The following is a 24,750-nucleotide window of genomic DNA, read 5'->3' on the forward strand; positions in this document are numbered from 1 at the left end:
TAGGCGACCAGGTAGATGGCCACGGCTGCGACGACGATCCAGAGGGCGTTGATCGGTTCGCCGCGGCGCAAGGCCACGACACTCAACGCACAAGCTCCCAGAACAGCCACGGCAAACCAGGCAAGGTGTTTAACCAGACGGGTTGTCATTGCGTGTCTCCTGCCGATATCCAGTGGATTGCGGCGATTGTTTTTATAGTGTGCCCCGACTATTCGGAGCCGGCCCAATATCCGTGGAAGCCGTCAATAAATAAATCCGCAGTACTACGTACGGGCCATCTACGTAGTTCTACGTAGATTCTTGCTGGATCCCTCTGTGAGAGCCCATGCAACCCAATGCAGGCCAACGACTGTGAGAGCCCATGCAAACTCAATGTGGGCCAAGACTGTGGGAGCCCATGCAAACCCAATGCGGGCCAACGACTGTGGGAGCAAAGCTTGCTCGCGATAGCGGTGGGTCTGTTAGCAACAGCAGACTATCCGACGCGATCGCGAGCAAGCTTTGCTCCCACAGCGTTATGATGCCGACCATTCGCCTCCCACCATTGAGTCCGGCCAGGAGTACACATGCTGCTCAAACACAAAATCGTCGCCCTGGGAATTCTGCCCCTGGTCCTGGCGATTGCTGTCATCTGCGCCTTGGTGATCTCGCTCAATCGCCAGTTGGGTGATCAACAGGCGCAACTGATCGAAGACAGCATCCTGGCCAGCAAGCGCGCGGAGCTTAAAAACTATGTCGAGATGGCGCAAAGCCTGATCGCCCCGCTGTATAACAACGGTCAAGGGGACGCACGCGCGCAGCAGCAAGTGCTGGAGGAGCTGCGCAAGCTCAGCTTTGGCATCAATGGCTATTTTTTCGTCTACGACCGCCAGGGCCGCAGCCTGATGCACGCCCGGCAGTCCGAATTGGTGGGCCAATACCTCTGGGACATGAAAGATCCCCAGGGTCTGCCGGTGATCCAGGCGCTGCTCAAGAGCGCCGAATCCGGCGAAGGTTTCCAGCGCTACGCCTGGAACAAGCCCTCCTCCGGCCAGGTGACCGACAAGCTGGCCTATGTGGTGATGCTCGATCGCTGGGGCTGGATGCTCGGGACCGGGATTTACCTGGAGGATGTCGAGCGTGCCACCCAGCAAGCCCGCGCAGAAGTGGCTCAGGGCATCCACACCACCATGCAGGCCATCGCCGCCATTGCGCTGGTGGCGGTCCTGCTGGTGTTTGCCGGCGGCATGACCCTCAACGTCAGCGAACACCGCCTGGCCGACAAAAAACTGCAGCGGCTGAACCAGCGCATCGTCAGCTTGCAGGAAGAGGAACGCTCGCGAGTGTCACGCGAGCTGCACGACGGCATCAGCCAATTACTGGTGTCGATAAAATTCCAGTTCGAACTGGCCAGTCATGTCCTCGAAAAGGGCCAGGAAAATGGTCTGGGCATCCTGAAAAACGCGACAGATCGGCTGGGAGAAGCCATTGGCGAGATCCGCAGCATCTCCCACGACTTGCGCTCTTCCCTGCTCGACACTCTGGGCCTGTCCGCCGCCATCGGCCAGCTCGCGGCCGAATTCCAACAACGCAGCGGGCTCGAGGTGTCGTACAAAAGCAACGAATTCAATTGCCGCCTGGAAAATGGAGCGCCCGTTTCGCTGTTTCGCATTGCCCAGGAAGCCTTGACCAATATCGAGCGCCACGCCGGAGCGAAAAGTGTCGGTATCACCCTGTTCGGCTCCGGCGAGTCTTTGCGCCTGACGGTGGTGGATGACGGGATGGGTTTCAACGTACCCCAGGTCGAACGTGGCCATACAGGCATCGGCCTGCGTAATATTCGCGAGCGGGTCGAGCATTTCGGCGGACGGCTGGAAATGACCTCGGCGCCGGGACGAAGCGAGCTGGATATCCTGCTGCCCATGAACATGCCGGCGATACAAAGCTGATGCGCGCCCAACCTGACAAGAGCACCTGCCGATGAACCTGCCCCCTGTGATCCGCGTCGCGCTGGTCGACGATCATTCCCTGGTCCGCGATGGCATCAGGGCTCTGCTGTCGGTGATGCCCCAACTGGACGTAGTGGGCGAAGCCGAGAACGGCGCACAGGCCATCGAGATGGTCGGGCGCTGCCAACCGGATCTGCTGCTGATGGACATCAGCCTCAAGGACATGAACGGGCTTGAACTGACCCGGCTGCTGGGCAAGCAATACCCCAGCCTCAAGATCCTCATCCTGAGCATGTATGACAATTATGAGTATGTGAGCGAGTCCGTGCGCTCCGGCGCCAGTGGCTACGTGCTCAAGAACGCCCCTTCACGGGAAATCATCGCCGCCATCGAAGCCATCATCAGCGGTGGCACCTTCTACAGCGCCGAGATCGCCCAACGGCTCGCCACCGACCAGACCACCGATAACGAGCTGACGCCGCGCGAGAGTCAGGTGCTGTACAAAATGGTCCAGGGATTGAACAACAAGGAAATGGCCCGGGAACTGGACATTAGCGTGCGCACCGTCGAAACCCACCGCCTGAGCATCCGCCGCAAGCTCAACATCGACAAACCCGCAGCCCTGGTGAAATACGCGATCGATCACGGGATCATTTCGCGCTAGCGTTTTATGATTGAACCTCAGTCTGTCTATCAATCCGACTCGGCAGATCATCGGCAACCGTTCGATTGCGCCCGGTTCGCTTTGCCTGGTAAAGCAGGAGATCCACACGCTTGTAGAGCCCCTTCCAGGTTTCCATGGGCCCCAGACTGCCTACACCGAAACTGGCGGTGACCGGCCCGACAGTGCCCACTGTGGCAGGCGTACCGTTCTCGATGGCGGTTCTCAAGCGCTCCGCGCATTCGAAGGCTTCCCGGGCATCGGTATCCGGCAGGAGCACAGCAAACTCTTCACCGCCGAGCCGACCGACGATGTCCCGTTTGCGCGCCGAGGTACGCAACAGGTGGCCAACCTCGCGCAAGATGTGATCGCCTACATCATGGCCATAGGTGTCGTTGATGCCCTTGAACTTGTCGATGTCGCACAGGGCCAAGGACGTCGTTCCACACGGGTTCTTCATCAACATCATCACCCGGTCTTCGAAGCCGCGCCGGTTCAGGACGCCGGTCAACGGGTCAAAATCGCGCTCGCGTCGCAAGTCATCGATCACATCGGCAATGGTGGCGGCCAGAATCGCAAAGGCGAGCCCAACGGCGAGCACCGCCAGGGACAACTGCAGGGCCTGCCAGAACACCGAGTTGGCGAAAGCCACCCGGTCGACGGGCGCCGACAGCCCGACGGTCAATAGTGTCCGCGGAAAGAAATGCAACGCGAAGGCCAGCAACACCCAGAACAACGCCTTGTCGACGAGCCGGCCGCGCATCAGCGATCTCAACTTGAGCGCCGCCACAAGCAGAATCAAACCATATCCGAAGTTCTGGATGTAAATGCGCACAAGAAGGTTACGGTCGATATAGAAAAACCAAGCCAGCGCCAGGGTAATGGCGCACACCACTACAACGTCCAGCCACCAGCCGAGCCGTTGATGCGAACGCAGCAAAACGCCTTCGGCCACCGCCAGGACCGCCGCGGTATACAGCGCGCCGGACACTACGGCATTGGGCCCGTGCCCGGGGGGCAGGCCGAAAATCTGCGACATGGCAGCACACGCGAACAGGGCGCAGCCACCAGCCAGCAGCAGCAAATAGTTGCGTTTTTTGTCGATAAGCCACGCGCAAACGAATGCAACCCCAAAGACCGAGAGGATCCCGGGGACCATCAACATAAGTGTGATTCTGACGACTGATGGGTCCATCTGAAACTGGCTTCTCGCCGAGAAAGGTCTGCAATGGCCCATGATGACAGAGCCGGGGACAGGAAACCTGCGAAGTTTGTCCGACCCGCTGATGGCGGCAAGATCCGTAGCCTGAAGTGACAGCCTGCAAACACTTTTACTACACTGGCCCGCGTTGACTCTTTCCCACCCGAGACGTCCCATCCCATGAAAAACATAACAAGCACGATGACGTTCTGTGGCCTGCTGGCCTTGTGCGGCAGCGCATTGGCCGAGCCAGCCCCTTCGCATCTGGATCAGGTCCTGCAACGCGGTGAGTTGAAAGTATGCACGACGGGCGACTACAAGCCCTATACCTACAAGGCCGAAACGGGCGAATACGAAGGCATCGACATCGACATGGCGCGCTCGCTTGCCGCCAGTCTGGGCGTCAAGGTGCAGTGGGTACAGACCACCTGGAAAACCCTGATGCCGGACATGATCGCGGGCAAATGCGACATCGGCATGGGCGGGATTTCCGTGACCCTGGAGCGCCAGAAGAAAGCCTACTTCAGCACCACTCTGGACGTGGATGGCAAGATCCCGCTGGTACGTTGCGAGGACCAGGCGCGCTACCAGACCATCGAGCAGCTCAACCAGCCTTCGGTGCGACTGGTGGAGCCGGCCGGCGGCACCAACGAAGCCTTCGTCCGGGCCTTCCTGCCCAAAGGGCAGCTCAAGTTCCACGACAACGTGACCATCTTTCAGGAGCTGCTGGACAAGCGGGCCGACGTGATGATCACCGATGCGTCGGAGGCGCTCTATCAGCAGAAACTCAAGCCCGGTCTTTGCGCCGTCAACCCCAGTCGCTACTTGCAGTATGGCGAGAAGGCCTACCTGCTGCCACGCGACGACACCACCTGGAAAATGTACGTCGACCAGTGGCTGCACCTGAGCAAAGCAAATGGCAGCTACCAGAAGGTCATCGGCCAATGGCTGGCGGTCCCCCAGCAGCAGTGACAACGCGAACGCCGCACCCTACTCACTCACCCAGGGTTTGTGTGCGGCCCCTGGAACTGGCATGTTGGTCTCTCAATTGATCAGTCACGAGGTTCCATGCAGATCGAGTTACTGGAAATCAGCGAGCACCTGCATCGCTTCCCCCCTTTCGATGCCCTGCCCCAGCAAACCCTGGAGGCCATAGCGCAGCGCGTCGAGGTCAGCTACTTCAAGGCCGGCAGCGATATTCTCGAAACGGGCGCCATCGTCCACGACCTGCACTATGTGCGCAGTGGCGCCGTCGAGATCTACCGGCGTAACGGCCAGCTGTACAACCGTCTGGTGGAAGGCGACATCTTCGGTCAGGCCAGCCTGCTGCGCAGCAACAAAGTGCGTTTTCCGGCGCGGGCCCTTGAAGACAGCCTGATCTATTTCATCCCGGCGGATGTGTTTGCCCAGCTATGCGAGCGACATGACAGCTTCGCCGACTTTGTCGAGGCCGAAGGACACTCCAGGCTCAAGTCCGCCGTCGAGGCCCAGGGCCGCGCCAGCGAACTGATCCAATTGAAATCCCGCGCGCTGATTTCCCGGGACCTGGTCTGGGTCACTCCACAAACCAGCGTTCACGAAGCGGCACGGTTGATGTCCCAGGAAAGTGTTTCCTGCATCGTCGTCCTGGAACCTGCCGGACATCATCCGGAAAAAATGCTCGGCATCGTCACCGACCGCGACCTGCGCACCCGGGTAGTGGCCGCCAACCGCAGCGGCGATACCTGCATCGGTGAAGTGATGTCGACCGATCCGGTGGTCATCCAGGCGGATGATTCACTGTTCGAAGCCATGTTGTGCATGCTTCGCAGCAACATCCACCACCTGCCGGTGGTTCACAAGGGACGCACGCTGGGGTTGATCAACCTGTCGGACATCATCCGGCACGAGTCCCAGAGCAGTCTGTACCTGGTCAACAGTATCTCCAACCAGACGTCTGTCGACGGCTTGCGATCATTGTTGCGCGATCTACGCGGCACCTACATTCGCATGGTGCGCGACGGTGCGACGGCCCACATGATCGGCAGCGCCATCTCGGGCATTGGCCGTGCCTTCACCCAGCGATTGCTGGAGTTGGCCGAACGGGAACTGGGGCCGCCGCCGGTTCCTTATTGCTTCATGGTGCTGGGATCGATGGCCCGGGACGAGCAACTGCTGGTGACCGACCAGGACAACGCCCTGGTGCTGGATGATCGTTTCGACCCGGCCCTGCACGACGAATACTTCAGGAACCTGGCCACCTTCGTCAGCGACGGCCTGGCAGAGTGCGGCTACAGCTACTGCAAGGGCGGCATCATGGCCACCAACGCGCAATGGCGTCAGCCGTTGCGCGTATGGCGCGAGTATTTCAGCCAGTGGATCGAGAAGCCCAATGCCGCCACCCTGCTCAACAGTTGCATCTTCTTTGACCTGGACGGGGTCTATGGCCAGTTGGACATGGTGAACGAGCTCAAGGTGCTCTGCGCTGAAAAATCCAGGGTGACACCCGCCTTCCTGGCGGCGATGGCCCGTAATGCCTTGAACCGCACGCCCCCCCTGGGCTTCTTTCGCACCTTCGTGATGGAAACCGACGGCAAGCAAAAACAGATCATCAACCTCAAGGGCCGTGGTACGGCGCCGTTGACCGATCTGATCCGTATCCACGCCCTGGCCTGCGGGTCCACCGCACAGAACTCCTTTGATCGTCTCGAAGCCATCAGCACCACGCAGCTCGTGCAACCGCAGGCCATTGAGCATCTACGCTACGCCCTGGAGTTTCTATCGATGGTGCGCATCCGACACCAGGTAGATGCCATCGAACAGGGCCAGAAACCAGATAACTACATCGAACCGGAACGCTTTTCCACCACTGAGCGGCACAACCTCAAGGAAGCGTTTCAGGTATTGAGTAACGCGCAGAAATTCCTGCGATTCCGCTACCCCGGTCACGCGCGGCCATCACGATGAACAATCCGAAGGGACAAGAAACGCTGGATTGGGCGGCACGCTTCAAACGTCTGGCAAAGCAAGCCCGGCACCCGCTTCTGCAACGGTTCTACCAACACGGGGTCGTCGACGCCACGACGGCTCTGGAGCAGGTGGAGCTGCTGGCCATGGACCTTGAAACCACCGGGCTCAACGCGCGCACCGACAGTATCGTCAGCATCGGCCTGCTACCGTTCACCCTAAAGCGGATACGTTGCGGCGAAGCCCTGTACTGGGTGATCAAGCCCTCGCAGCTCAGTCATGACTCGGTGACGTTTCACCACATCACCCACGCGGATATCCGCCATGCCCCCCGGTTGCCGGATGTCATGGAGAATGTACTGGAAGCGATGGCGGGGAAAATCATGGTGGTGCATTACCGGGCCATCGAACGCAACTTCCTGGATCAGGCGTTACGCAACCACCTTGGGGAGGGCCTGCATTTTCCGGTGATTGACACGATGCAGCTGGAAGCGCGACAGGTGCGCGGTCAGCGCCGCTGGCTGGACCGACTGTTACGCCGTCCGCCCGAGTCCGTCCGGTTGGCGGACAGTCGCTTGCGCTACAACCTGCCGCCCTATCACGCCCATCATGCCTTGACCGATGCCCTGGCGACGGCCGAGCTGTTGCAAGCGCAAATAGCCACTCACTACAGCCCGACCATCCCCATTGGCCAACTGTGGGATTAAAAGGTCAGGCGCGCGGTTCCGACATCAATCCCTTGACCAGGGAAATACAGCCCAGCAGCAAGACAATGGCAAACGGTAAGCCGGTGGAAACCGCCATGGCTTGCAACGCAATCAAACCACCGCCCAACAACAGCGCGATAGCGATCACGCCCTCGATGATGGCCCAGAACACCCGCTGTGGGACGGGCGCATCGACCTTGCCGCCAGCGGTGATGGTGTCGATGACCAGCGATCCGGAATCCGAAGAGGTGATGAAAAACACGATCACCAGCACGATACCGAGCAGTGACGTGATCTCCTTGAGCGGGAGCCCTTCGAGCATGGCAAACAGCTTGAGCTCCAACACCGCATCCTTGACCCCGCTCAGCCCCTGGAGGGTGGCCTGGTCGATGGCGGTCCCGCCAAAGGTGGTCATCCACAATACCGACACCAGCGAAGGCACCAGCAGCACCGAGATCAAGAACTCACGAACGGTACGGCCGCGACTGACGCGGGCAATGAACATCCCCACAAACGGCGACCAACTGATCCACCAGGCCCAGTAGAACGCCGTCCAGCCTTGGGTGAATTCAGTGTCCGTACGACCGAAGGGGTTGGACAATGCCGGCAGGTACTCGGCGTAGGTCACCAGGTTCTTGAAGAAACCGGTGAGGATCGCCAGGGTTGGCCCCACCACGATAATGAACAAAAGCAACAACAGGGCCAGACCCATGTTGATTTCGGACAGCAGCTTGACGCCCTTCTCCAACCCGGCGAGTACCGACCACAGGGCAATCAGGGTGATGCCGATGATCAGCACGACCTTGCTCACGCTGGTCGATTGAATGCCAAACAGGTGTTCGATCCCCGCGGCAGCCTGCTCGGCACCGATGCCCAGCGAAGTCGCCAATCCGAACAGCGTGGCGAATACCGCCAGGATGTCGATGATGTGGCCGGGCCATCCCCAGACGCGCTCACCCAGCAGCGGGTAAAAGATCGAGCGTATCGAAAGCGGCAAGCCTTTGTTGAAGGAAAACAGGGCCAGCGACAACGCGACGATGGCGTAGATGGCCCAAGGGTGCAGGCCCCAGTGGAAAATGGTCGCGGCCATGGCCAGGTCTGCGGAGGCTTTCACATCGCCCGCCGCACCGCCCAGAGGCGCCCAGTCGGTACGTGCGCCGCTGGCGTCGAGCGTGACACCGCCCATGGCGGCAGAGTAATGGGACATGGGTTCTGCCACGCCGTAGAACATCAGGCCGATGCCCATCCCGGCGGCAAACAACATGGAGAACCAGCCCACATAGGTGTGGTCCGGCGTGGCATCGCGGCCGCCCAATCGAACCTTGCCCAAGGGCGAGACGATCAGCGCAAGACACAGCACGACGAAGATATTGGCCACGCTCATGAAGAACCAGGCCAGATGCTTGGTCAACCAACTGCGCATGGCGCTGAAAAGCGGTTCGACTTCATTCTGCAGTGCAAGCGTCATGATGACGAACAGCAGAATGGTCGCCGCGGAGATGATGAAAACCTTGCCGTGGATATCCAGAGAGAAAGAGAACTGACCTCGGATATTGTCTTGCCCGATCACGTAGTCGGTATCGATGAGATTGGCTTTGCCGCTGGGGGCTGGTATCCCCTCTGTGCCGGTTGACTGGGGTTGTCCTGATAGATCGTCTACAGGGTTTTTTCCCACGAGAACCTCCTTTTATTATCCGCACGCTTGGGCGCGCAATGGTCTGATAAGCCCCGCTGTTCCTATGGTAAAAACGAGATGTGTGCGCATGTATCTTACAAGCTTATGAGCTTGTCTGGGACATTGTGGCCTTTCAAGCGTTCCCCCTGCTGGGAAAATGGCCCCTGCGCCGGCCCTCGGCGACGGTTTCGCGGCAGGAAAAACCTGAATCGCAAACGAAAAAAAGGGCACCGGGATTGCCCCAGCGCCCTTTGTTCAACCTCTATGGAACACCCGATTCAGCTCATTGTGCGGCGCGCACCTTGGCAATTTCGTCGTACATCATCTTCACCAGGCTGGCATCCAGGGACTTGGCGAATTTGTCGATCACCGGTTGCACACGCTCGCGAAAGCGATCTTTCTCGGCCGGGGTGATTTCGTTGACAGTCATCGCGCCGGCCAACGTAGCCTTGGCCTTGTCCATGCTCGCGGCGGTGACGTCGCGCTGGAACTTCTGCGCCTCAGCGGCGGCCTCGCGGATCAGGTTTTTTTCATCGTCATTCAGACGGTTCCAGGTTTTCTGGCTGATGATCAGCGACTGGGGATTAAAGATGTGGCCAGTCACCGACAGGTACTTCTGTACCTCGAAGAACTTGTTGCCTTCAATCACCGTGTAAGGGTTCTCCTGGCCGTCGATCGTGTGCTGCTCAAGGCCGGTGTAGACCTCGGGGAACGCCATCGGCACCGGATTGGCGCCGAGGGCGGAAAAGGTTTCCAGGTAGATGGGCGACTGGATCACGCGAATCTTCAAGCCTTGCATGTCTTCGAGCTTGGTCACTGGATGCTTGCTGTTGGTCAGGTTGCGGAAACCCAGGTCCCAATAGCCCAAGCCAACCAGCCCTTTGCTATCCAATTGCGCCGCCAGTTTCTGGCCGACCGGCCCGTCGATCACTGCGTGGGCTTCTTCGGCGTTGTTGAACAGGAAGGGAAAATCGAGCATCGCGAAATCCGCTGCCTGGGCGGCCAGGATGCCGGAGTTGAGCACGGTGATGTCCAGCGTGCCGCCCTGCAAGGCCGAGACCGTCTGCACGTCACCCCCCAACGTTCCACCGGGGAACAGACGGACCTTGATCTTGCCGCCGCTCTTCTCGCTCAGCAGGTCGGCGAACTTCTGTGCGCCCTGCCCTTGTGGGTGCTCCTTGACGTTCTGGAACGCGAATCGCAGGGTACGCTCGCGGATCTCGTCCGCGTGGCTGACCACGCTGCCCAGCAGCAGCCCCGTTGCACATGCCCCGGCCAACAGGGTTTTCATCAGTTGTCCCATGTCACTCTCCGATCATTATTGTTTTAGAAGTCGAGCTACTACCGCTTGCACCGGCGTCAACCGGTGAAGAATTTCAAAGGCCCCAGCACCAGTTGCGGGAACAGGACCAGAAGGAACAGCACTACCAGTTGCGCGAGCAGGAACGGCCACACGCCACGAACGATCTCTTCGATATTGAGTTTCGAAACCCCGCTCACCACATTGAGCACCGTGCCCACCGGTGGGGTAATCAGGCCGATGGCGGTGTTGATCAGAAACAGCACGCCGAAATAAACCGGATCGATACCCGCCTGAGTCACCGCCGGCATCAGCACCGGGGTGAGGATGAGGATGGTGGGCGTCATGTCCATGACCGTACCGACCATGATGATCAACAGCATGATCACCACCAACAGCAGGGTCGGGCTGTCCATGAACGGTTCGAGCACCGCCGCCAACTGGCCCGGCAAGTCGGCAATGGTCACCAGCCAGGAGGACACCATGGCCGCCGCCACCAGGAGCATCACCACCGAGGTGGTCTTGGCCGAGGACAGGATCACTTCGTACAGCTGGCTGACTTTCATTTCCCGGTAGATGACCAGGGACACAAACAGCGAATAGACCGCCGCGACCACCGCTGCTTCCGTCGGGGTGAAAATGCCGAACTTGAGACCCAGGATGATGATCAGCGGCAGGCCCATGGCCCAACTGCCCTCGACCAGGGCCCGCATCACTTCGGCCCGCGAGCGCTTGGGCGGGGTCTGCACATGCTCGCTACGGGAGATGAACCACCAGGCAATGGCCAGGGCGACACCGAGCATCAGTCCCGGCACGATCCCGGCCAAAAACAGCTTGGAAATCGATACCCCGGATGCCACGCCAAACACAATGAAGCCAATGCTCGGAGGAATGACCGGGGCAATGATGCCTCCAGCGGCAATCAACCCGGCCGAACGCGCCCGGTTGTGCCCCGCCAGCACCATCATTGGCACCAGCAAGGCCGCCAGCGCCGCCGCGTCGGCCACCGCCGAACCCGAGAGCGAAGCCAACAGGCAGGACGCGATGATCGCCACGTAACCCAGGCCGCCACGCTTGTGTCCCACCAGCGCCATGGCGATGTTGACGATGCGTTTGGACAGACCGCCAGAGTTCATCACTTCGCCGGCCAGCATGAAGAACGGCACAGCCATCAACGGAAAGCTGTCGGCGCCGTTAAGCAGGTTCTGGGCGATGATTTGTGCGTCAAACAGATCCAGATAAAACATCAACGCCACACTGACCACCAGCAAGGCAAAGGCAATGGGAATGCCCAACGCCATGCTGCCTATCAATGACCCGAGGAAAATAACCAGTGTCATGGGCGGGTACTCTTGATGGGGTTATGTGCATTCACCTCGGCGTCGCTGTCCTTGACCATGACCATTTCGTCATCCCTGAGTTTGCCGAACAGCGCCAGGTAGAGTTCGTAGACCAGGATGGCAGCGGCGCTGGCGCCGAACACCAGGCCGGCGGCGTAGAACAGTGCCATCGACAAACCCGAGGCCGGCGCGACCACATCCAGGTTGATCACCGCCTGCTGCCAACTGCCGCTGAAGATCAACCAGCAGATGTACAACATCATCAGGTGCCCGATCACCAGGCAGATGCGCTTGCCGGCCGGTGGCAGGCGTTTGACCAGACTGTCGAGCCCCAGATGGGCACGGTCCTTGAGCGCCACCAGGGCGCCGAGAAAAATCATCCAGACGAAGAACCAACGCGACAGCTCCTCCGAGACGCTGATGCCTGAATTGAAGGCATACCGCAGCACCACATTGCCGAACACCAGCACGATCATTGCGACCATGCACAGCACAATCAGCAGTTTGAGCAGTTTGAAATACAGATCGACGACCTTTGTCATCTTGAAGACCTCCCGGACTTGTCGAGCGCCGGCATCCAGCCACCGGCGCGATAGGACCGTAACGATGGGCGATGGCTATCGGGTCAGGACAGAACGGCCGAGCGTTGTTCCGGGTCCGGAGCAACGGAGCGTGGGATAGGGGCTTAGCGCTTGCAGACGGGTACGCATGGGGGTTCCTCAATTTTTTATTATGGTCTTGGTCATGCTGAGCAAGAGGTGTTGCGCCTAAAATGTACCAACCGGTTAGTTCGGTCAATCACCTTGGCAGGAGGGTCACACAAAGCGTGCGATTATCGGATAAGCGTTTGGGCCGGCTTGTCCGGTATTTTTCATGTTTGACACAGTGTCCAAGCGCGTTTCTTATTTATTAACCAACCACTTTATTTATGAACTAGCCCTGTACAAAACTGTTCGACTCCACCGATCTGAAAACCCAACAATAAAATTGAACCTTATTTAACTTCCGCACTTTAGCAACACTCCAGCCCACTTGATAATACGTTCACCCTCGACAACAAACAGGCGCCATTCCAATGACAAACATCTAAGCACCTTTCTATAAAGCGGCGTCAAAAATAAAACCTCGATGAACTTTGCGTGATCAAGCCGCTTCACAAGCACCCAATAAATCAATTAAAATCCTTTAAAATTCAACGCATTAAACCCTTCTCACTTCAAAGTAATAGCGCAACTTTCCAACCTCCCTTCAACCATTCACAGTCAAAACAACGAACTGTCTTTCAAATAAAACTTTGCGCCCGCGCCCTTCGGTGTTATTACTTCGCCGCTCCAAACTGCAATAGGCCATTACGCAACTTTCCGCGTGCGTAACACGCCTGCCTGATATTGGATCCCACTTAATTCAACTCGCTTGTTTACTCAAACGCATGATCGCGTTTGGGCGAACAGTTGTGCGGCGCAGCAAACTGCGCGAGGAAGGGCGTCATCGCTACTCATCAGTCACGGATCAGGATTCTTTCGATCTTCGGTACCCGTCCGGAAGCCATCAAGATGGCACCTTTGGTCAAGGCCCTCGCCGCCGAACCGGGCATCGAGTCGCTGATCTGTGTGACCGGCCAGCATCAAAGCATGCTTGAGCAGGTATTGAATCTGTTCGATCTCAAGGCCCATTTCACCCTCAACGTGATGACGCCGCACCAGACGCTCAACTCGTTGACGGCCGCGTTGTACGGCGCGATCGATCCGGTACTGGAACAGACCCGGCCGGATCGGGTGCTGGTCCATGGCGACACCACCTCGGCCATGGTGGCTTCGATGGCGTCCTTTCATCGACGCATTCCCGTGGGCCATGTGGAAGCCGGGCTACGCACCGGCGACATCTACAGTCCGTGGCCGGAAGAAATGAACCGTCGTTGCATCGATCTCAGCGCTGACCTGTTGTTTGCCCCCACCGCACAATCTCGCGCTAACCTGCTGGACGAACGTCTGCAAGGCCGCTGCCTGGTGACCGGCAATACCGTCATCGATGCGTTGCAGATGACCGCCCGGCGCATCGAGCAGGATGCACAGCTGCGACAAGCACTGGACCAACAGTTCCCGTTCCTGCAAACCGGACGCAAGCTGTTGCTGGTCACCGGCCACCGCCGGGAGAACTTTGGCGAAGGTTTCCTGAACATCTGCAAGGCCTTGCGCCACCTGGCACAGCGTCCCGACATCCAGATCGTCTACCCGGTGCACCTCAATCCCAGTGTATTGGGCCCGGTGACTGAACAACTGGGTGACCTGCTCAACGTCCACCTGATCAAGCCTCTGGATTACCTGGCGTTCGTGCGTTTGATGCAACACGCCCACGTCATCCTCACCGACTCCGGTGGTGTCCAGGAAGAAGCGCCGTCCCTGGGCAAACCGGTGCTGGTGATGCGCGACGTCACCGAACGTCCCGAAGCCGTAGCTGCGGGCACGGTGCGGCTGGTCGGCACCTCCCCGGCCTCGATCATTGCCGGCGTGGACGCATTGTTCGACGACAAAACCTTGTGGCGCCGCGCCTCACAGGCAGCCAACCCCTATGGAGATGGCAAGGCCAGCCAGCGCATCGTCGATACCCTGCTGGGGCGCCCGGTGGACGAATTTTTCGTGGGCCAGTCGCAATTGCCCCAAGGCTGGGCTCCCGCACCGATGTACGCGCCTCGCCAGTTACTCGCCTCCTAATCGCTGCTCCCCCTTATCAGACTCGAGATTTACCTGAATGAAGCCTTCCGTTGCCATCTCTACGGGCGCACTCAGCGCCCTTGCCTGTGGCCTGAGCCTGCTTGCGCTCATGCCAACCTTTGCCTTGGCTGCCGATAGCCCGCTCACCGAGGCTATCCATCGGCTCAACGCCGATACCCGCCAGGAGCGCGAAGTCCGCTTGAGCGACCTGGGTATCAGTGCGCCGATCCTGCTGGGCGCCAGCGATTCCCGACGGGAACTGTATTTGCCAGTGCCGGCCGGGGTTACCCTCAATGAGGCGACCCTGCAGCTGGACGCCAGCTATCTCAATGGCGAAGGGGGCCGCAACACCTTGCTGCTGTCACTCGATGGCTATCCGGTGCGCGCCGAAGGACTCAGCGAACCTCAGGGCAGTGCCAGCGCCACACTGGGCGTCGACAGTGCCCCGCGCGACAACGGCCTGGTGCGGCTGGGCATTGCCTGGTCTTCGGTGGTTTCGCGGCCGTTGTGCGAAGACGACCGGGTCATCGGCAACGTGCTGCGCATCCAGCCCGACACGCGCCTGAACTACAGCTACGACGCCCGCCAACTGCAGGATGTCGGCGCCGCCTGGACGGCATTACCTGCCGAACCCGGGATCCTGGTTGCACCCGGTTCGTTGTCCGCCGACAGCTACGACGCGGCCTGGCGATTGGGCGTGGCCCTGGAGCGAATGGGCAAGCACAGCCGCATCTTGCCGTTCCCTGCCGTACAAGACAGTGTGGATCTGAGCGCTCTGCGCATCCCGGCCGAACTGTTGAGCATCCCCGCTTTCGCCAGCCTCAACGCGAAGGGTCAGCACCGCCTGGCCAACCCGGCTGAGATCGGCGCGCTGCTGATGCTGGGGCAAACCCCGAACGCACAGGCCGACCTGGCCATCAACGACCCGCAATTGCTCCAGGCCATCAATCAGTCCCTGGATGCTTTGCAGAGTCAGGTCCAGAGCGTCGACCCAACGGCGGCCAGTGCATTGACCCAATGGCGCGAACAGCATGTCAATGCAGCCACGGCAGGCACCGGCCCTGACGATGTGCGTCTGGCGCTGCTAGGCACTCGCCCGGTCCTGATGATCGCCCCGCCCGCCACTGGCAAAGCCCTGTCGTTGCTCGGTTCGGCCTGGAACAAATTGGCGCGCAGCCGTCAGTTGACCGTGAGTGAAGCGCAAACGCCTTTGAGCAACGATGGCCGCGTAGCCTTGTCGCGACTGGGCGGCGCACCTGGTACCTACGACGTGGCCTCCCGATTCGACTGGAGCACCTCGTTCCCCTTGGGCAGCGTGGCGTATGACGGTCGCTTGCCGGTGACAGCCGTGGTGGATCTATCCGCAGCACCGGGTGCTTCACACACCCCGCCCGTGGCCTCGCTGTTTTTCAACGATTTCCTGATCGGTGCCCAGCAGTTGACCACCGATGGTCAGTCACAACGTATCCAGGCCCATATCCCCAGCTATGCCCTGGGTTCAAAAAACGTATTGCGCGTCTCGTTCCAGCGCCAGCCTGTCAGCGATCGTTGCCTGGAAACCCCCCAGGCCTTCCCGGTAGCGGTGCTGCCGAGCAGCCATATCGTGCTGGAAAAAATCGCCCTGGACGACGGTTTCTCCGGCATGGCCGCGCGCTTCGCCGTTGACACCCAGATCCTCGTTCCCCAGGCATACCTCGACCAACCGGCCGCCAGTCTGGCCCGGGTGATCTCGGTGGCCGATGCCGCCGGTGTTTCACCATTGCGCGCGCAGTTGAACGTCAGCGCCGATCCCAAAGCCGTGGTCAGCCCGGACAAAGCCTTCCTGGCGTTCGAACTGCCGCTTGAAGACAGCAAGGAATCGGTCCTGGTCGATGAGCAGGGTCGCCTGCGCATCAACCATGACGATCAGTTGCTGCTGGATGTGCAGCCCCTCAACCACCTGGCTTCGCTACAAGTGGTGCAAGCCTCGGGACAGCATGGGCTGGTGTATCGGACCCTGGGCCGCCAAGCGCCCGACTTCGCCCAGCCGATTGTGCTGACCCGTGGCGATGTGGCGATTCTCGGCGACAGCGGCGCCGTGACGATCATCGACAGCAAGGACCCCAGCGGCAGTCGGTTGATCGGCCGTGAAGAACCCAAAGGGCTGGATGCCTGGCGTAAACCGTCGCTGCTCTGGCTGATCCCTGGCGCCATTGTGTTGTTCCTCCTCCTGTTGCTGGCTGGCCGTAGCGCCCGTCGCAATCGCCAGTAACGGTAACCTTCGATGACGTCGCTTTATTGGCCCTATTGGCTGGCCCACTACTACAACTACCTGGAAGCGGCGACCATCGTCGTCGCGGTGGTGATCCTGATCTCCAGCCTGGACGACCTGATCATTGACCTGTGGTACTGGTCTCGCCGCCTGTACCGCAAGCTCACCGCGGACCGCAAATACCGCTCGCTGACCGTCGAACAACTGCTGGCCCGGGACGAACAGCCCTTGGCGATCATGGTGCCGGCCTGGCTGGAATACGACGTCATCGCACCGATGATCGAGAACATGGTCTCGACGCTCGATTACCAGAACTACGTGGTCTTCGTCGGCACCTATATCAACGACCAGCGCACCATCGACGAAGTCGAGCGGATGCGCCGGCGCTACAAACAACTGCACCGCGTGGAAGTGCCCCATGCCGGACCGACCTGCAAGGCTGACTGCCTGAACTGGGTGATCCAGGCGATCTTCCTGCATGAGAAAACCCATGGCATGACCTTCGCCGGGGTGGTGTTGCACGACAGCGAAGACGTGCTGCACCCGTTGGAATTGCGTCTGTTCAACTACCTGCTGCCACGCAAGGACATGATCCAGTTGCCGGTGGTGTCGCTGGAGCGCAACTGGTACGAATGGGTGGCCGGGGTCTACATGGACGAGTTCGCCGAATGGCACGGCAAGGACCTGGTGGTGCGTGAAAGCATGACCGACACCGTGCCCTCGGCCGGCGTCGGCACCTGTTTCTCCCATCGCGCGTTGCGGGTACTGGCCGGCGAAACCGAAAACCAGCCGTTCAACACCGACAGCCTCACCGAGGACTACGACGTCGGCGCGCGACTGGCCAAGGTCGGCATGAATGCGATCTTCGTGCGTTTCCCGGTGCAATTCCGGGTGCTGCGCAAATCCTGGTTCCGCAAACCCTACGAATCGACCCTGACGATGCCACTGTGCGTGCGCGAGTTCTTCCCGGACACCTTCCGCACCGCGTTCCGACAAAAGGCCCGCTGGACCCTGGGCATCGGCCTGCAAGGTTGGGAACAGATGGGCTGGAGCGGCTCGCTGGCCAACCGTTATCTGCTGTTTCGCGACCGCAAGGGCGTGGTGACGGCGTTCGTCAGCATCATCGCCTACGTGATTCTGGTGCAACTGCTGGGCTTGATCATTCTGCGCAACAGCGGCTGGTGGGATGTCACCTTCCCGACGCCCTTTGAAACCAACGATCTGGTCAAATACCTGCTGGTGGCCAACGGCATTGCCCTGCTCTGGCGGATCCTGCACCGCTGTTACTTCACCACCGTGCTGTACGGCTGGCAGCATGGCTTGCTGTCGATCCCTCGCATGCTGGTGGGTAACTTCGTCAACTTCATGGCCGCGTCCAGAGCCTGGCGGATGTTCCTGGTGGGCAAGGTAATGAATCGCAAACTGGTCTGGGACAAGACCATGCACGACTTCCCTTCCACCGACCTGGTGGCCATCGCGCCGCGCCGCCTGGGCAGTGTATTGCTGTCCTGGCAGGCCATTACCGACAGCCACCTGCAAAGCGCCCTGGACCAACAACAATCGCGAAACATGCCGCTGGGACGCATTTTGCTCAATAACGGCTGGCTGGATGACGAAACCCTGGCCGAAGCCATCGCGTTCCAGAATGACCTGCCCCGGGTCTTCGACGTGGCGCAAAAAGCCGCCGCCTCAACCTCGTCACTGACCGGCGAATTTGCTTTGCGCTGGCGGGTCATTCCTCTGGGCCGCAACACTGAAGGGTGCGAACAGATCGCCGTTGCCAACCCCCTGACTGACGAAGGCCTGCAACAGATCGCCGCCGAACTGGGCAGCGAACCGGTGCAACTGATCGCCCGGGAAAGTGAAATTCTCGCGCTGTTGCGCCAATTGCCCGAACGCAACGGCCACGCCGTTCCGAATGCCAGTGCACCGCTGCTGGGTGACTTGCTGATCGAAATGGGCCTGCTCGATCGCGATCAGTTCAGCCGCGCCATGTTGCAGTATCGACCGCAGCACCACGGTCGGATCGGCGATTACCTGGTCGACAGCGGCGTGCTGCCGCGGGCCACTATTGAACAGGTGGCGGCGCGTCAGCACAGCGTCTACCCCATGGAGCTTCCGGCATGAACCGCGCCCTTTTGACCCTCTTGGCCACGGGGCTGGGCCTGATACCGGCCCTGGTTGCTGCCGAAACCTTGCCGCTGCCGTTGTCCGGCCCGGCCTACACCGCCGCCAACCAAGCCTACAGCGCCTACGAGCGCAAGGACTACGACCTGGCCATCGCCAAGGCCCGCGAGGCCCTGCGCCTGCGCGCCGACGTGACGCGTCTGAACACCCTGATCGCCATGGCCGAACGTGACAAGAAACTGCGCGACCAGCCCCGGACCGTCGCTGCATCCGCCGTTGCCACGGCACCGGGTTTCATGGCCGCCACCCAAGGGTACAGGGCCTATGATCGCGAACGGTTCGGTCTGGCCGCGCAATCGGCTCGCCGGGCGATTGCCCAGGCTCCCCGTCGCCGGGAGTACCGGCTGTTGTTGATCGACGCCTTGCAGCGCCAGCATCTTCTGGTCGAAGCCGACCAGGCTGTGGGCGATGCACTCGGGGTCTTCGCCAACGATGACGCGCTCCTGATGCGTCGAAAGGCGATTCGTCGCCAACTGGCGGCGCCGCTGGCGGTCCAGGGCTACCGTGCCCTGCAGCAGGGCAATGCGGTGCTGGCCGTGGACAAGGCTCGCCAAGCCGTAGCTTGGGCTCCGGAAATCGCCGCCAACCAGCAATTGCTCAACAGTGCGCAGCTCGCTGCCGAGGATCGCGACGCACCGATTCTGGAGTGCCAGGAAAGTACCTTCGGCCTGACGTGCGCCACCAGGTCGGGTCACACCGATGAACAGGCACCGGTCAGTGATTTGCAACTGGCCTATGATTCGGGCCGGGCCGGTGACGACGAGGCCGCCCACGCCGCGTTCCGCAAGGCCGATGCCAGCACCCGGCTCGCTCCGGCGGCGGCCCAGGATGCAGCCTACAACGCCATGCGCGTGCATGAAGACGACGAAGCGGTGGCGTATTTCAAACGCGTCATCGATGCCCAGGCAACCACTGAATCACCCCTGTCTGCACAACAGCTGTTCGATACCCGTCGTGCCGTGGGCGACATCTCACGCACCCTGGGCCTGACCAGCACCACCAGCTATCGCGGCAACAGTTCCAGTGGCCTGAGCGCTGCCCCGGGCACCAGCAGCAGCGGCAGCCAAAGCAATGACCTGCTGCAGAACAGCACCGAGCTGTCCTGGCGCCCGCTGGGGTATCGCAATGCGCGTTTCATCGAACTCTACGGCCGCGTCACCGACACCCTGTGGAGCAAGAACAGCGACTCGGACACCGGTGCGCAAGCCTTGCAAGGGGCGCTGGGGGCACGGATCAAACCCTTCAGCTCCATCAACATCATGGCCGCCTTTGAACGCACCTTCCCCCTGGGCTCCTCGAACGTCGAGGGCGACTGGCTGGCGCGCCTGGGCTACGGTTCGAGTATCGGCACCGACCTGCGGGTCGATGCGCCCAGTTGGTGGACCTCGCAGCTGTACGCCGAGGTCGGCCGATACATCAACGACTCACGCAATTATTTCAACAGCGAATGGCAAGTGGGACGCAGCTATGCCATCGGCGGTACCGGCTCGCGCTGGGTGACCTTCCCCCATGTCGTGGCGGCGCTCGACTACGATTCCAAGATGAAGAGTGGCGCCGACGGGGACTTCTCGTCCGGCAACGCCGGCGGGATCGGGGTGGGCAATAACGTACGCTACTGGTTCCGGGAGGACGCCTACAACGCCCCGCGCTCCTATGTGGATTTCTCCCTGCAGTACAGGGCCAGGGTATTGGGCGAGGAACGAGCCAAAGGCGTGTTCGCTCGCTTGACCTACTCCTATTGAGGCCGTTGATGTGATGTGCAATTGCAGGAAAGCGCTCGTTTGAAAATCTTCGGCCATATCATCCGCCGCACGACCGTGGCGGTCATCTCGCTGGCAGCGGCCCTCGGCGCAGGCACGGGGACGTATTACATGCTGAACAAAGAGGTTGCACCGGATATCGTCGGCATCGTCTGGCAGCCAGACAACCAGACCGTGGGAATCAAAGGCAACTGGGAAAAGCTGGGGGTACGCGAGCTGCTGGTGCAATGGACGGTGGTGGATGACCAGGCCTTCGTGCCCGGCACCGGCCTGCCCAGCGTGCCGCTGCTGCCTGACTGGGCGCGCATTGCCAAGGCGCCCTGGGCCCAGGATGTCATCCTCGGGCTGGCCGGTCATTTCAGTGAAAACCGCTCCAGGGACAACATTGAGCAACTGGCCGCGGTGTCGGCGCGCATTGCCCGGTTGCCGACACCGCTGCACGTGACCGGGTGGTATTTTCCGGCCGAGGTCGATCCCAGCTGGTCTCGCGCCAAGGAACTGCCCGCCTTGCTGGCCAAGCTGCCACGCCCGTTGTGGATCAGCGTCTACGACGGCGCCAACATCGGCCCCGCCGCCACTGCCGACTGGCTCAAGCAATGGTTGCCGGACGACATTGGCGTGTTCTTCCAGGACGGCGTCGGCGTCTACGCCCGCACCGCCCCGGTGGCCCGCGACTACGCCGACACCCTGCGTGACCGGCTCGGAAAAGATCGCGTGCGGATCATCGTCGAAGCCTTCCGCCCCAAGTTCGGCGGCGGCTTCCGCTCGGCCACGGTTGCCGAACTCAAGCCGCAACTGGCCGCCTATGCCGGCTATCCGTTGTACCTGTTCGACGGCCCACATTACGTGACGCCTGAGTTGGTGGAGCAGTTGAGGCAATCCTTGACCAAGCCGTGACCCTGGTTCGGGACCCTCGCCCCAGGCCTGGCTTCAGAGATTTGTATCGCTGTGTATATGAACTGCGGATTGATACGAAACCGTTGAATTCGAGCCTTGCCGACACACAACGTCGATACACCTGCGCGTTTAACTGTGATCACCGGACAGCAGCACACCCGCTGCCACTGGCCCACTCAATCAAGCGCAAGGAGAATCACCATGTTCAATCTCTCGAAAGTTTCCTCCCTGGCAATCGCCCTGGCACTGGTTGGCGGGCTCGGCCTGTCGAACGTCGCTTCGGCCACGGCCATGAGTGCAGCGGCGAAGGGTCAGGCTGCACAATTGCTGGTTGAGGGCGGCTCCGATCGTCTGAGCCAGAACCGCGTCGCCGAAGGTGGCTCCGATCGCCTGCTTCAGAACCGCGTCGCCGAGGGTGGCTCCGATCGCCTGCTTCAGAACCGCGTCGCCGAAGGTGGCGCTGATCGTCTTCAGGAACTGCGCGAACGCAACGCTTAAGGGTTGCCGATAGCCGTGGCGCTCACCCCAGGTAGCGCTTGAACCACTCAAGGGTTCGCCCCCACGCCAGCTCGGCAGCCGCTTCGTCATAGCGCGGGGTCGAGTCGTTGTGAAAGCCATGGTTGACGCCCGGATAGATATAAGCCTGATAGGTCTTCTTCCCGGCCTTGAGCGCTGCTTCATAGGCCGGCCAGCCTTCGTTGATGCGGGTGTCGAGTTCGGCGTAGTGGATCAGCAGCGGTGCCTTGATTCGCGGCACGTCCTCAGGTTTGGGCCCGCGTCCGTAGAATGGCACCGCCGCGCCTAGCTCGGGATACGCCACGGCGGCGGCATTGGCCACCCCGCCGCCGTAGCAGAAGCCGGTAATGCCGACTTTCTTGCCGCCGATGGCGTCGTGTTTCATCAGAAACTCAACGGCAGCGAAAAAATCGTTCATCAGCTTCTCGGGATCAACCTGCTGCTGAAGCTCACGCCCCTTGTCATCGTTCCCCGGATACCCGCCCACCGAGGTCAGGCCATCCGGCGCCAGCGCCACGAAACCGGCCTTGGCCACGCGCCGGGCGACGTCTTCGATGTAAGGGTTCAAGCCACGGTTCTCATGGGCGACCACCACACCGGGCACCGGGCCACTGGCCTTGGCTGGCCGGACCAGATAGCCGCGCACCTGACCGTGACCGTTGGGTGAGGGATAAGTGATGTACTGCGCCACGATATCCGGGTCGGTGAAGTTCACCTGCATGGCCTGGGCATAGTTGGGGCTCAATGACGCCAGCAGCGCGCCGGCCGTCAGCCCGCCCACCGCGAACTGACTGGCCCGCTCCAGGAAGATCCGGCGGGATATCTGGCCGTGGGCGTAAAAATCGTAGAGCTCGAGCAGTTCGGGGGCAAAGTCCTTGGCGGTCAGGCGAGTCATGGTTTGATCCTCTTTGGGGATCGAAAAATCATAGACGAAAAAAAACGCCGCTCGATGAGCGGCGTTTTTTATTTCACCAGACAGCGTCCGGTTTACAGCGCCATGTCGGCCGCCGGGTTGCTTTGCGGGGCAGCAGCCGGCGCGGTCGGTGCAGGCGCGGTGCCCTGCTGGCTGATCGTCGGTGGTGTGTCCAGCTGCAGGACTTCGCTGGTGTAAGCCCACTCCTGAGCCACACGCTCAGGGCTTTCGTTGAGCTTGCTGCCGTAGCTTGGCACGATCTGATGCAGTTTTTCCTGCCAGGCCGGGGTGGCGACCTTGTCCTTGAAGACCTTCTCAAGCACCGTCAGCATGATCGGCGCGGCGGTCGAGGCACCTGGCGAAGCACCCAGCAGTGCGGCGATGCTGCCGTCCTGGGAAGCGACCACTTCAGTACCCAGCTTCAGGACGCCGCCTTTCTCTTCATCACGCTTGATGATCTGCACGCGCTGGCCGGCCTGCCACAGGCGCCAGTCTTGCTGCTTGGCGTCCGGGAAGTACTCCTTCAGGGCGTTGAAGCGGTCTTCGTCCGACTGCATCAATTGCCCGGCCAGGTATTCAACCAGCGGGTACTGTTCGATACCCACCTTGGTCATCGGCCACACGTTGTGGGTCGTGGTGCTGGTCAGCAGATCGAAGTACGAACCGTTCTTCAGGAACTTGGTGGAGAAGGTAGCGAACGGGCCAAACAGAATCACCCGCTTGCCATCGAGCACGCGGGTGTCCAGGTGCGGCACCGACATCGGCGGTGCGCCAACCGAAGCCTTGCCATAGGCCTTGGCCAGGTGCATCTGGGCGATGGTCGGGTTTTCGGTCACCAGGAACGAGCCGCCTACCGGGAAACCAGCGTATTCACGGGCTTCCGGGATGTCGGTTTCCTGCAGCAGGTGCAAGGCACCGCCGCCAGCGCCGATGAACACGAACTTGGCGTCGGTCTCGGTTTCGCTACCGTCCTTCAGGTTCTTGTACGAAACGCGCCAGGTGCCGTCTTCGTTGCGGGTGATGTCGCGCACTTCGCTGGACAGCTTGAGAGAGAAGTTCGGTTTGGTTTGCAGGTGAGCAGCAAACTGACGGGTGATTTCGCCGAAATTCACGTCGGTGCCCAAGGGACTCCAGGTGGCCGCGACTTTCTGGCTCGGGTCACGCCCTTGCATCATCAGCGGTACCCACTTGTTGATCTGCTCGCGATCTTCGGAGTACTGCATACCGGCGAACAACGGGCTGGCCTGAAGGGCTTCGTAGCGCTTCTTCAGGAACGCGATGTTGTCCTCGCCCCAGACAAAGCTCATGTGCGGCGTGGAGTTGATGAACGAGCGCGGGTTCTTCAGCACGCCGTTCTTGACCTGCCAGGCCCAGAACTGACGGGAAACCTGGAACGCCTCGTTGATCTCGATGGCCTTGGCGATTTCGACCTTGCCATTCTTGTCTTCGGGCGTGTAGTTCAGCTCGGCCAGCGCGGAGTGACCGGTACCGGCGTTGTTCCAGCCGTTGGAGCTCTCTTGGGCAACACCGTCCAGGCGCTCGACCATTTCCATGGTCCAGTCCGGTTCCAGCTCATTGAGCCAGACGCCGAGTGTCGAGCTCATGATGCCGCCACCAATGAGCAAGACATCCACTTTTTTTGCTTCGGCGGCGTGCGTGGTCGCAAGACCCATCGCCATCGCCAGGCCCAGCAGCGCCGTGTGTGTTTTCTTCAACATGTGTGTATCCCTAGGGTAGAACGCCATTCCGCCCACCAG

The 24,750-nt window shown here is 60.6% G+C and carries 18 protein-coding genes; 11 read left to right on the forward strand and 7 right to left on the reverse strand.

Features of this window, described 5'->3' with window-relative positions; all coding sequences use genetic code 11:
• The first annotated feature begins 566 nt into the window (after positions 1–566).
• On the forward strand, positions 567–1,928 hold the full coding sequence (locus MA884_RS19200; protein WP_256231956.1) for a cache domain-containing protein: 1,362 nt from the start codon (positions 567–569) through the stop codon (positions 1,926–1,928).
• Positions 1,929–1,959: 31 nt separating this feature from the next.
• Entirely contained in the window at positions 1,960–2,592 is a 633-nt protein-coding gene (locus MA884_RS19205) for a response regulator transcription factor (protein WP_256231957.1), read from the forward strand.
• 4 nt (positions 2,593–2,596) lie between these two features.
• Here the strand turns inward: MA884_RS19205 and MA884_RS19210 are convergent, their stop codons facing one another.
• Positions 2,597–3,673: a GGDEF domain-containing protein gene (locus tag MA884_RS19210; protein ID WP_256231958.1), complete on the reverse strand. Its 1,077-nt coding sequence runs from the start codon at positions 3,671–3,673 to the stop codon at positions 2,597–2,599.
• Between the two features lie 297 nt (positions 3,674–3,970).
• On the opposite strand from MA884_RS19210, the gene MA884_RS19215 reads away from it, so the two are divergent.
• The 3 genes from MA884_RS19215 to MA884_RS19225 all read left to right on the forward strand — a co-directional run bounded on the left by MA884_RS19215 (position 3,971) and on the right by MA884_RS19225 (position 7,443).
• Complete coding sequence (locus MA884_RS19215) at positions 3,971–4,762, forward strand: transporter substrate-binding domain-containing protein (RefSeq protein WP_256231959.1); 792 nt, start codon at positions 3,971–3,973, stop codon at positions 4,760–4,762.
• A 96-nt stretch (positions 4,763–4,858) separates the two neighbouring features.
• The gene (locus MA884_RS19220; protein WP_256231960.1) at positions 4,859–6,736 is read left to right on the forward strand and encodes a DUF294 nucleotidyltransferase-like domain-containing protein; all 1,878 of its coding nucleotides are present in this window, start codon (positions 4,859–4,861) and stop codon (positions 6,734–6,736) included.
• Complete coding sequence (locus MA884_RS19225; RefSeq protein WP_256231961.1) at positions 6,733–7,443, forward strand: 3'-5' exonuclease; 711 nt, start codon at positions 6,733–6,735, stop codon at positions 7,441–7,443. The genes MA884_RS19220 and MA884_RS19225 overlap by 4 nt, the downstream gene beginning before the upstream one ends.
• 4 nt (positions 7,444–7,447) lie before the next feature.
• Here MA884_RS19225 and MA884_RS19230 read toward each other — a convergent pair whose 3' ends face one another.
• From MA884_RS19230 to MA884_RS19245, 4 genes are all read right to left on the reverse strand, one after another.
• On the reverse strand, positions 7,448–9,118 hold the full coding sequence (locus tag MA884_RS19230; RefSeq protein ID WP_256231962.1) for a BCCT family transporter: 1,671 nt from the start codon (positions 9,116–9,118) through the stop codon (positions 7,448–7,450).
• 283 nt (positions 9,119–9,401) lie between these two features.
• A complete protein-coding gene (locus tag MA884_RS19235) occupies positions 9,402–10,421 on the reverse strand; it encodes a TRAP transporter substrate-binding protein (RefSeq protein WP_256231963.1) in 1,020 nt (339 codons plus the stop codon).
• Positions 10,422–10,477: 56 nt separating this feature from the next.
• Complete coding sequence (locus tag MA884_RS19240; RefSeq protein WP_256231964.1) at positions 10,478–11,758, reverse strand: TRAP transporter large permease subunit; 1,281 nt, start codon at positions 11,756–11,758, stop codon at positions 10,478–10,480.
• Positions 11,755–12,300: a TRAP transporter small permease gene (locus tag MA884_RS19245; RefSeq protein ID WP_256231965.1), complete on the reverse strand. Its 546-nt coding sequence runs from the start codon at positions 12,298–12,300 to the stop codon at positions 11,755–11,757. The genes MA884_RS19240 and MA884_RS19245 overlap by 4 nt, the downstream gene beginning before the upstream one ends.
• A 1,011-nt stretch (positions 12,301–13,311) precedes the next feature.
• On the opposite strand from MA884_RS19245, the gene wecB reads away from it, so the two are divergent.
• The 6 genes from wecB to MA884_RS19275 all read left to right on the forward strand — a co-directional run bounded on the left by wecB (position 13,312) and on the right by MA884_RS19275 (position 22,062).
• Complete coding sequence (gene wecB, locus MA884_RS19250; protein ID WP_371134790.1) at positions 13,312–14,469, forward strand: non-hydrolyzing UDP-N-acetylglucosamine 2-epimerase; 1,158 nt, start codon at positions 13,312–13,314, stop codon at positions 14,467–14,469.
• A 37-nt stretch (positions 14,470–14,506) separates the two neighbouring features.
• Complete coding sequence (locus tag MA884_RS19255) at positions 14,507–16,720, forward strand: hypothetical protein (protein WP_256231967.1); 2,214 nt, start codon at positions 14,507–14,509, stop codon at positions 16,718–16,720.
• Between the two features lie 12 nt (positions 16,721–16,732).
• Positions 16,733–18,847: a glycosyl transferase family protein gene (locus MA884_RS19260; protein ID WP_256231968.1), complete on the forward strand. Its 2,115-nt coding sequence runs from the start codon at positions 16,733–16,735 to the stop codon at positions 18,845–18,847.
• Entirely contained in the window at positions 18,844–20,649 is a 1,806-nt protein-coding gene (locus MA884_RS19265; RefSeq protein ID WP_256231969.1) for a bacteriophage N4 adsorption protein A, read from the forward strand. The genes MA884_RS19260 and MA884_RS19265 overlap by 4 nt, the downstream gene beginning before the upstream one ends.
• Before the next feature lie 129 nt (positions 20,650–20,778).
• Positions 20,779–21,564, forward strand: a complete 786-nt coding sequence (locus tag MA884_RS19270; RefSeq protein WP_371134792.1) for a hypothetical protein — start codon at positions 20,779–20,781, stop codon at positions 21,562–21,564.
• Positions 21,565–21,765: 201 nt separating this feature from the next.
• Positions 21,766–22,062, forward strand: coding sequence for a phage infection protein (locus tag MA884_RS19275; RefSeq protein WP_256231971.1), 297 nt, complete (start codon positions 21,766–21,768; stop codon positions 22,060–22,062).
• 22 nt (positions 22,063–22,084) lie between these two features.
• Here the strand turns inward: MA884_RS19275 and yghX are convergent, their stop codons facing one another.
• Positions 22,085–22,975 carry a YghX family hydrolase gene (yghX, locus tag MA884_RS19280; protein ID WP_107321704.1) on the reverse strand — a complete coding sequence of 297 codons (891 nt, stop codon included), beginning with the start codon at positions 22,973–22,975 and terminating at the stop codon, positions 22,085–22,087.
• A gap of 92 nt (positions 22,976–23,067) precedes the next feature.
• Positions 23,068–24,711 carry a malate dehydrogenase (quinone) gene (mqo, locus tag MA884_RS19285; RefSeq protein WP_256231972.1) on the reverse strand — a complete coding sequence of 548 codons (1,644 nt, stop codon included), beginning with the start codon at positions 24,709–24,711 and terminating at the stop codon, positions 23,068–23,070.
• Between the last annotated feature and the right edge of the window lie 39 nt (positions 24,712–24,750).

Origin of the sequence: Pseudomonas sp. Q11, from assembly GCF_024494355.1 — a bacterium.
GTDB classification, from domain to species: Bacteria; Pseudomonadota; Gammaproteobacteria; order Pseudomonadales; family Pseudomonadaceae; genus Aquipseudomonas; species Aquipseudomonas hefeiensis.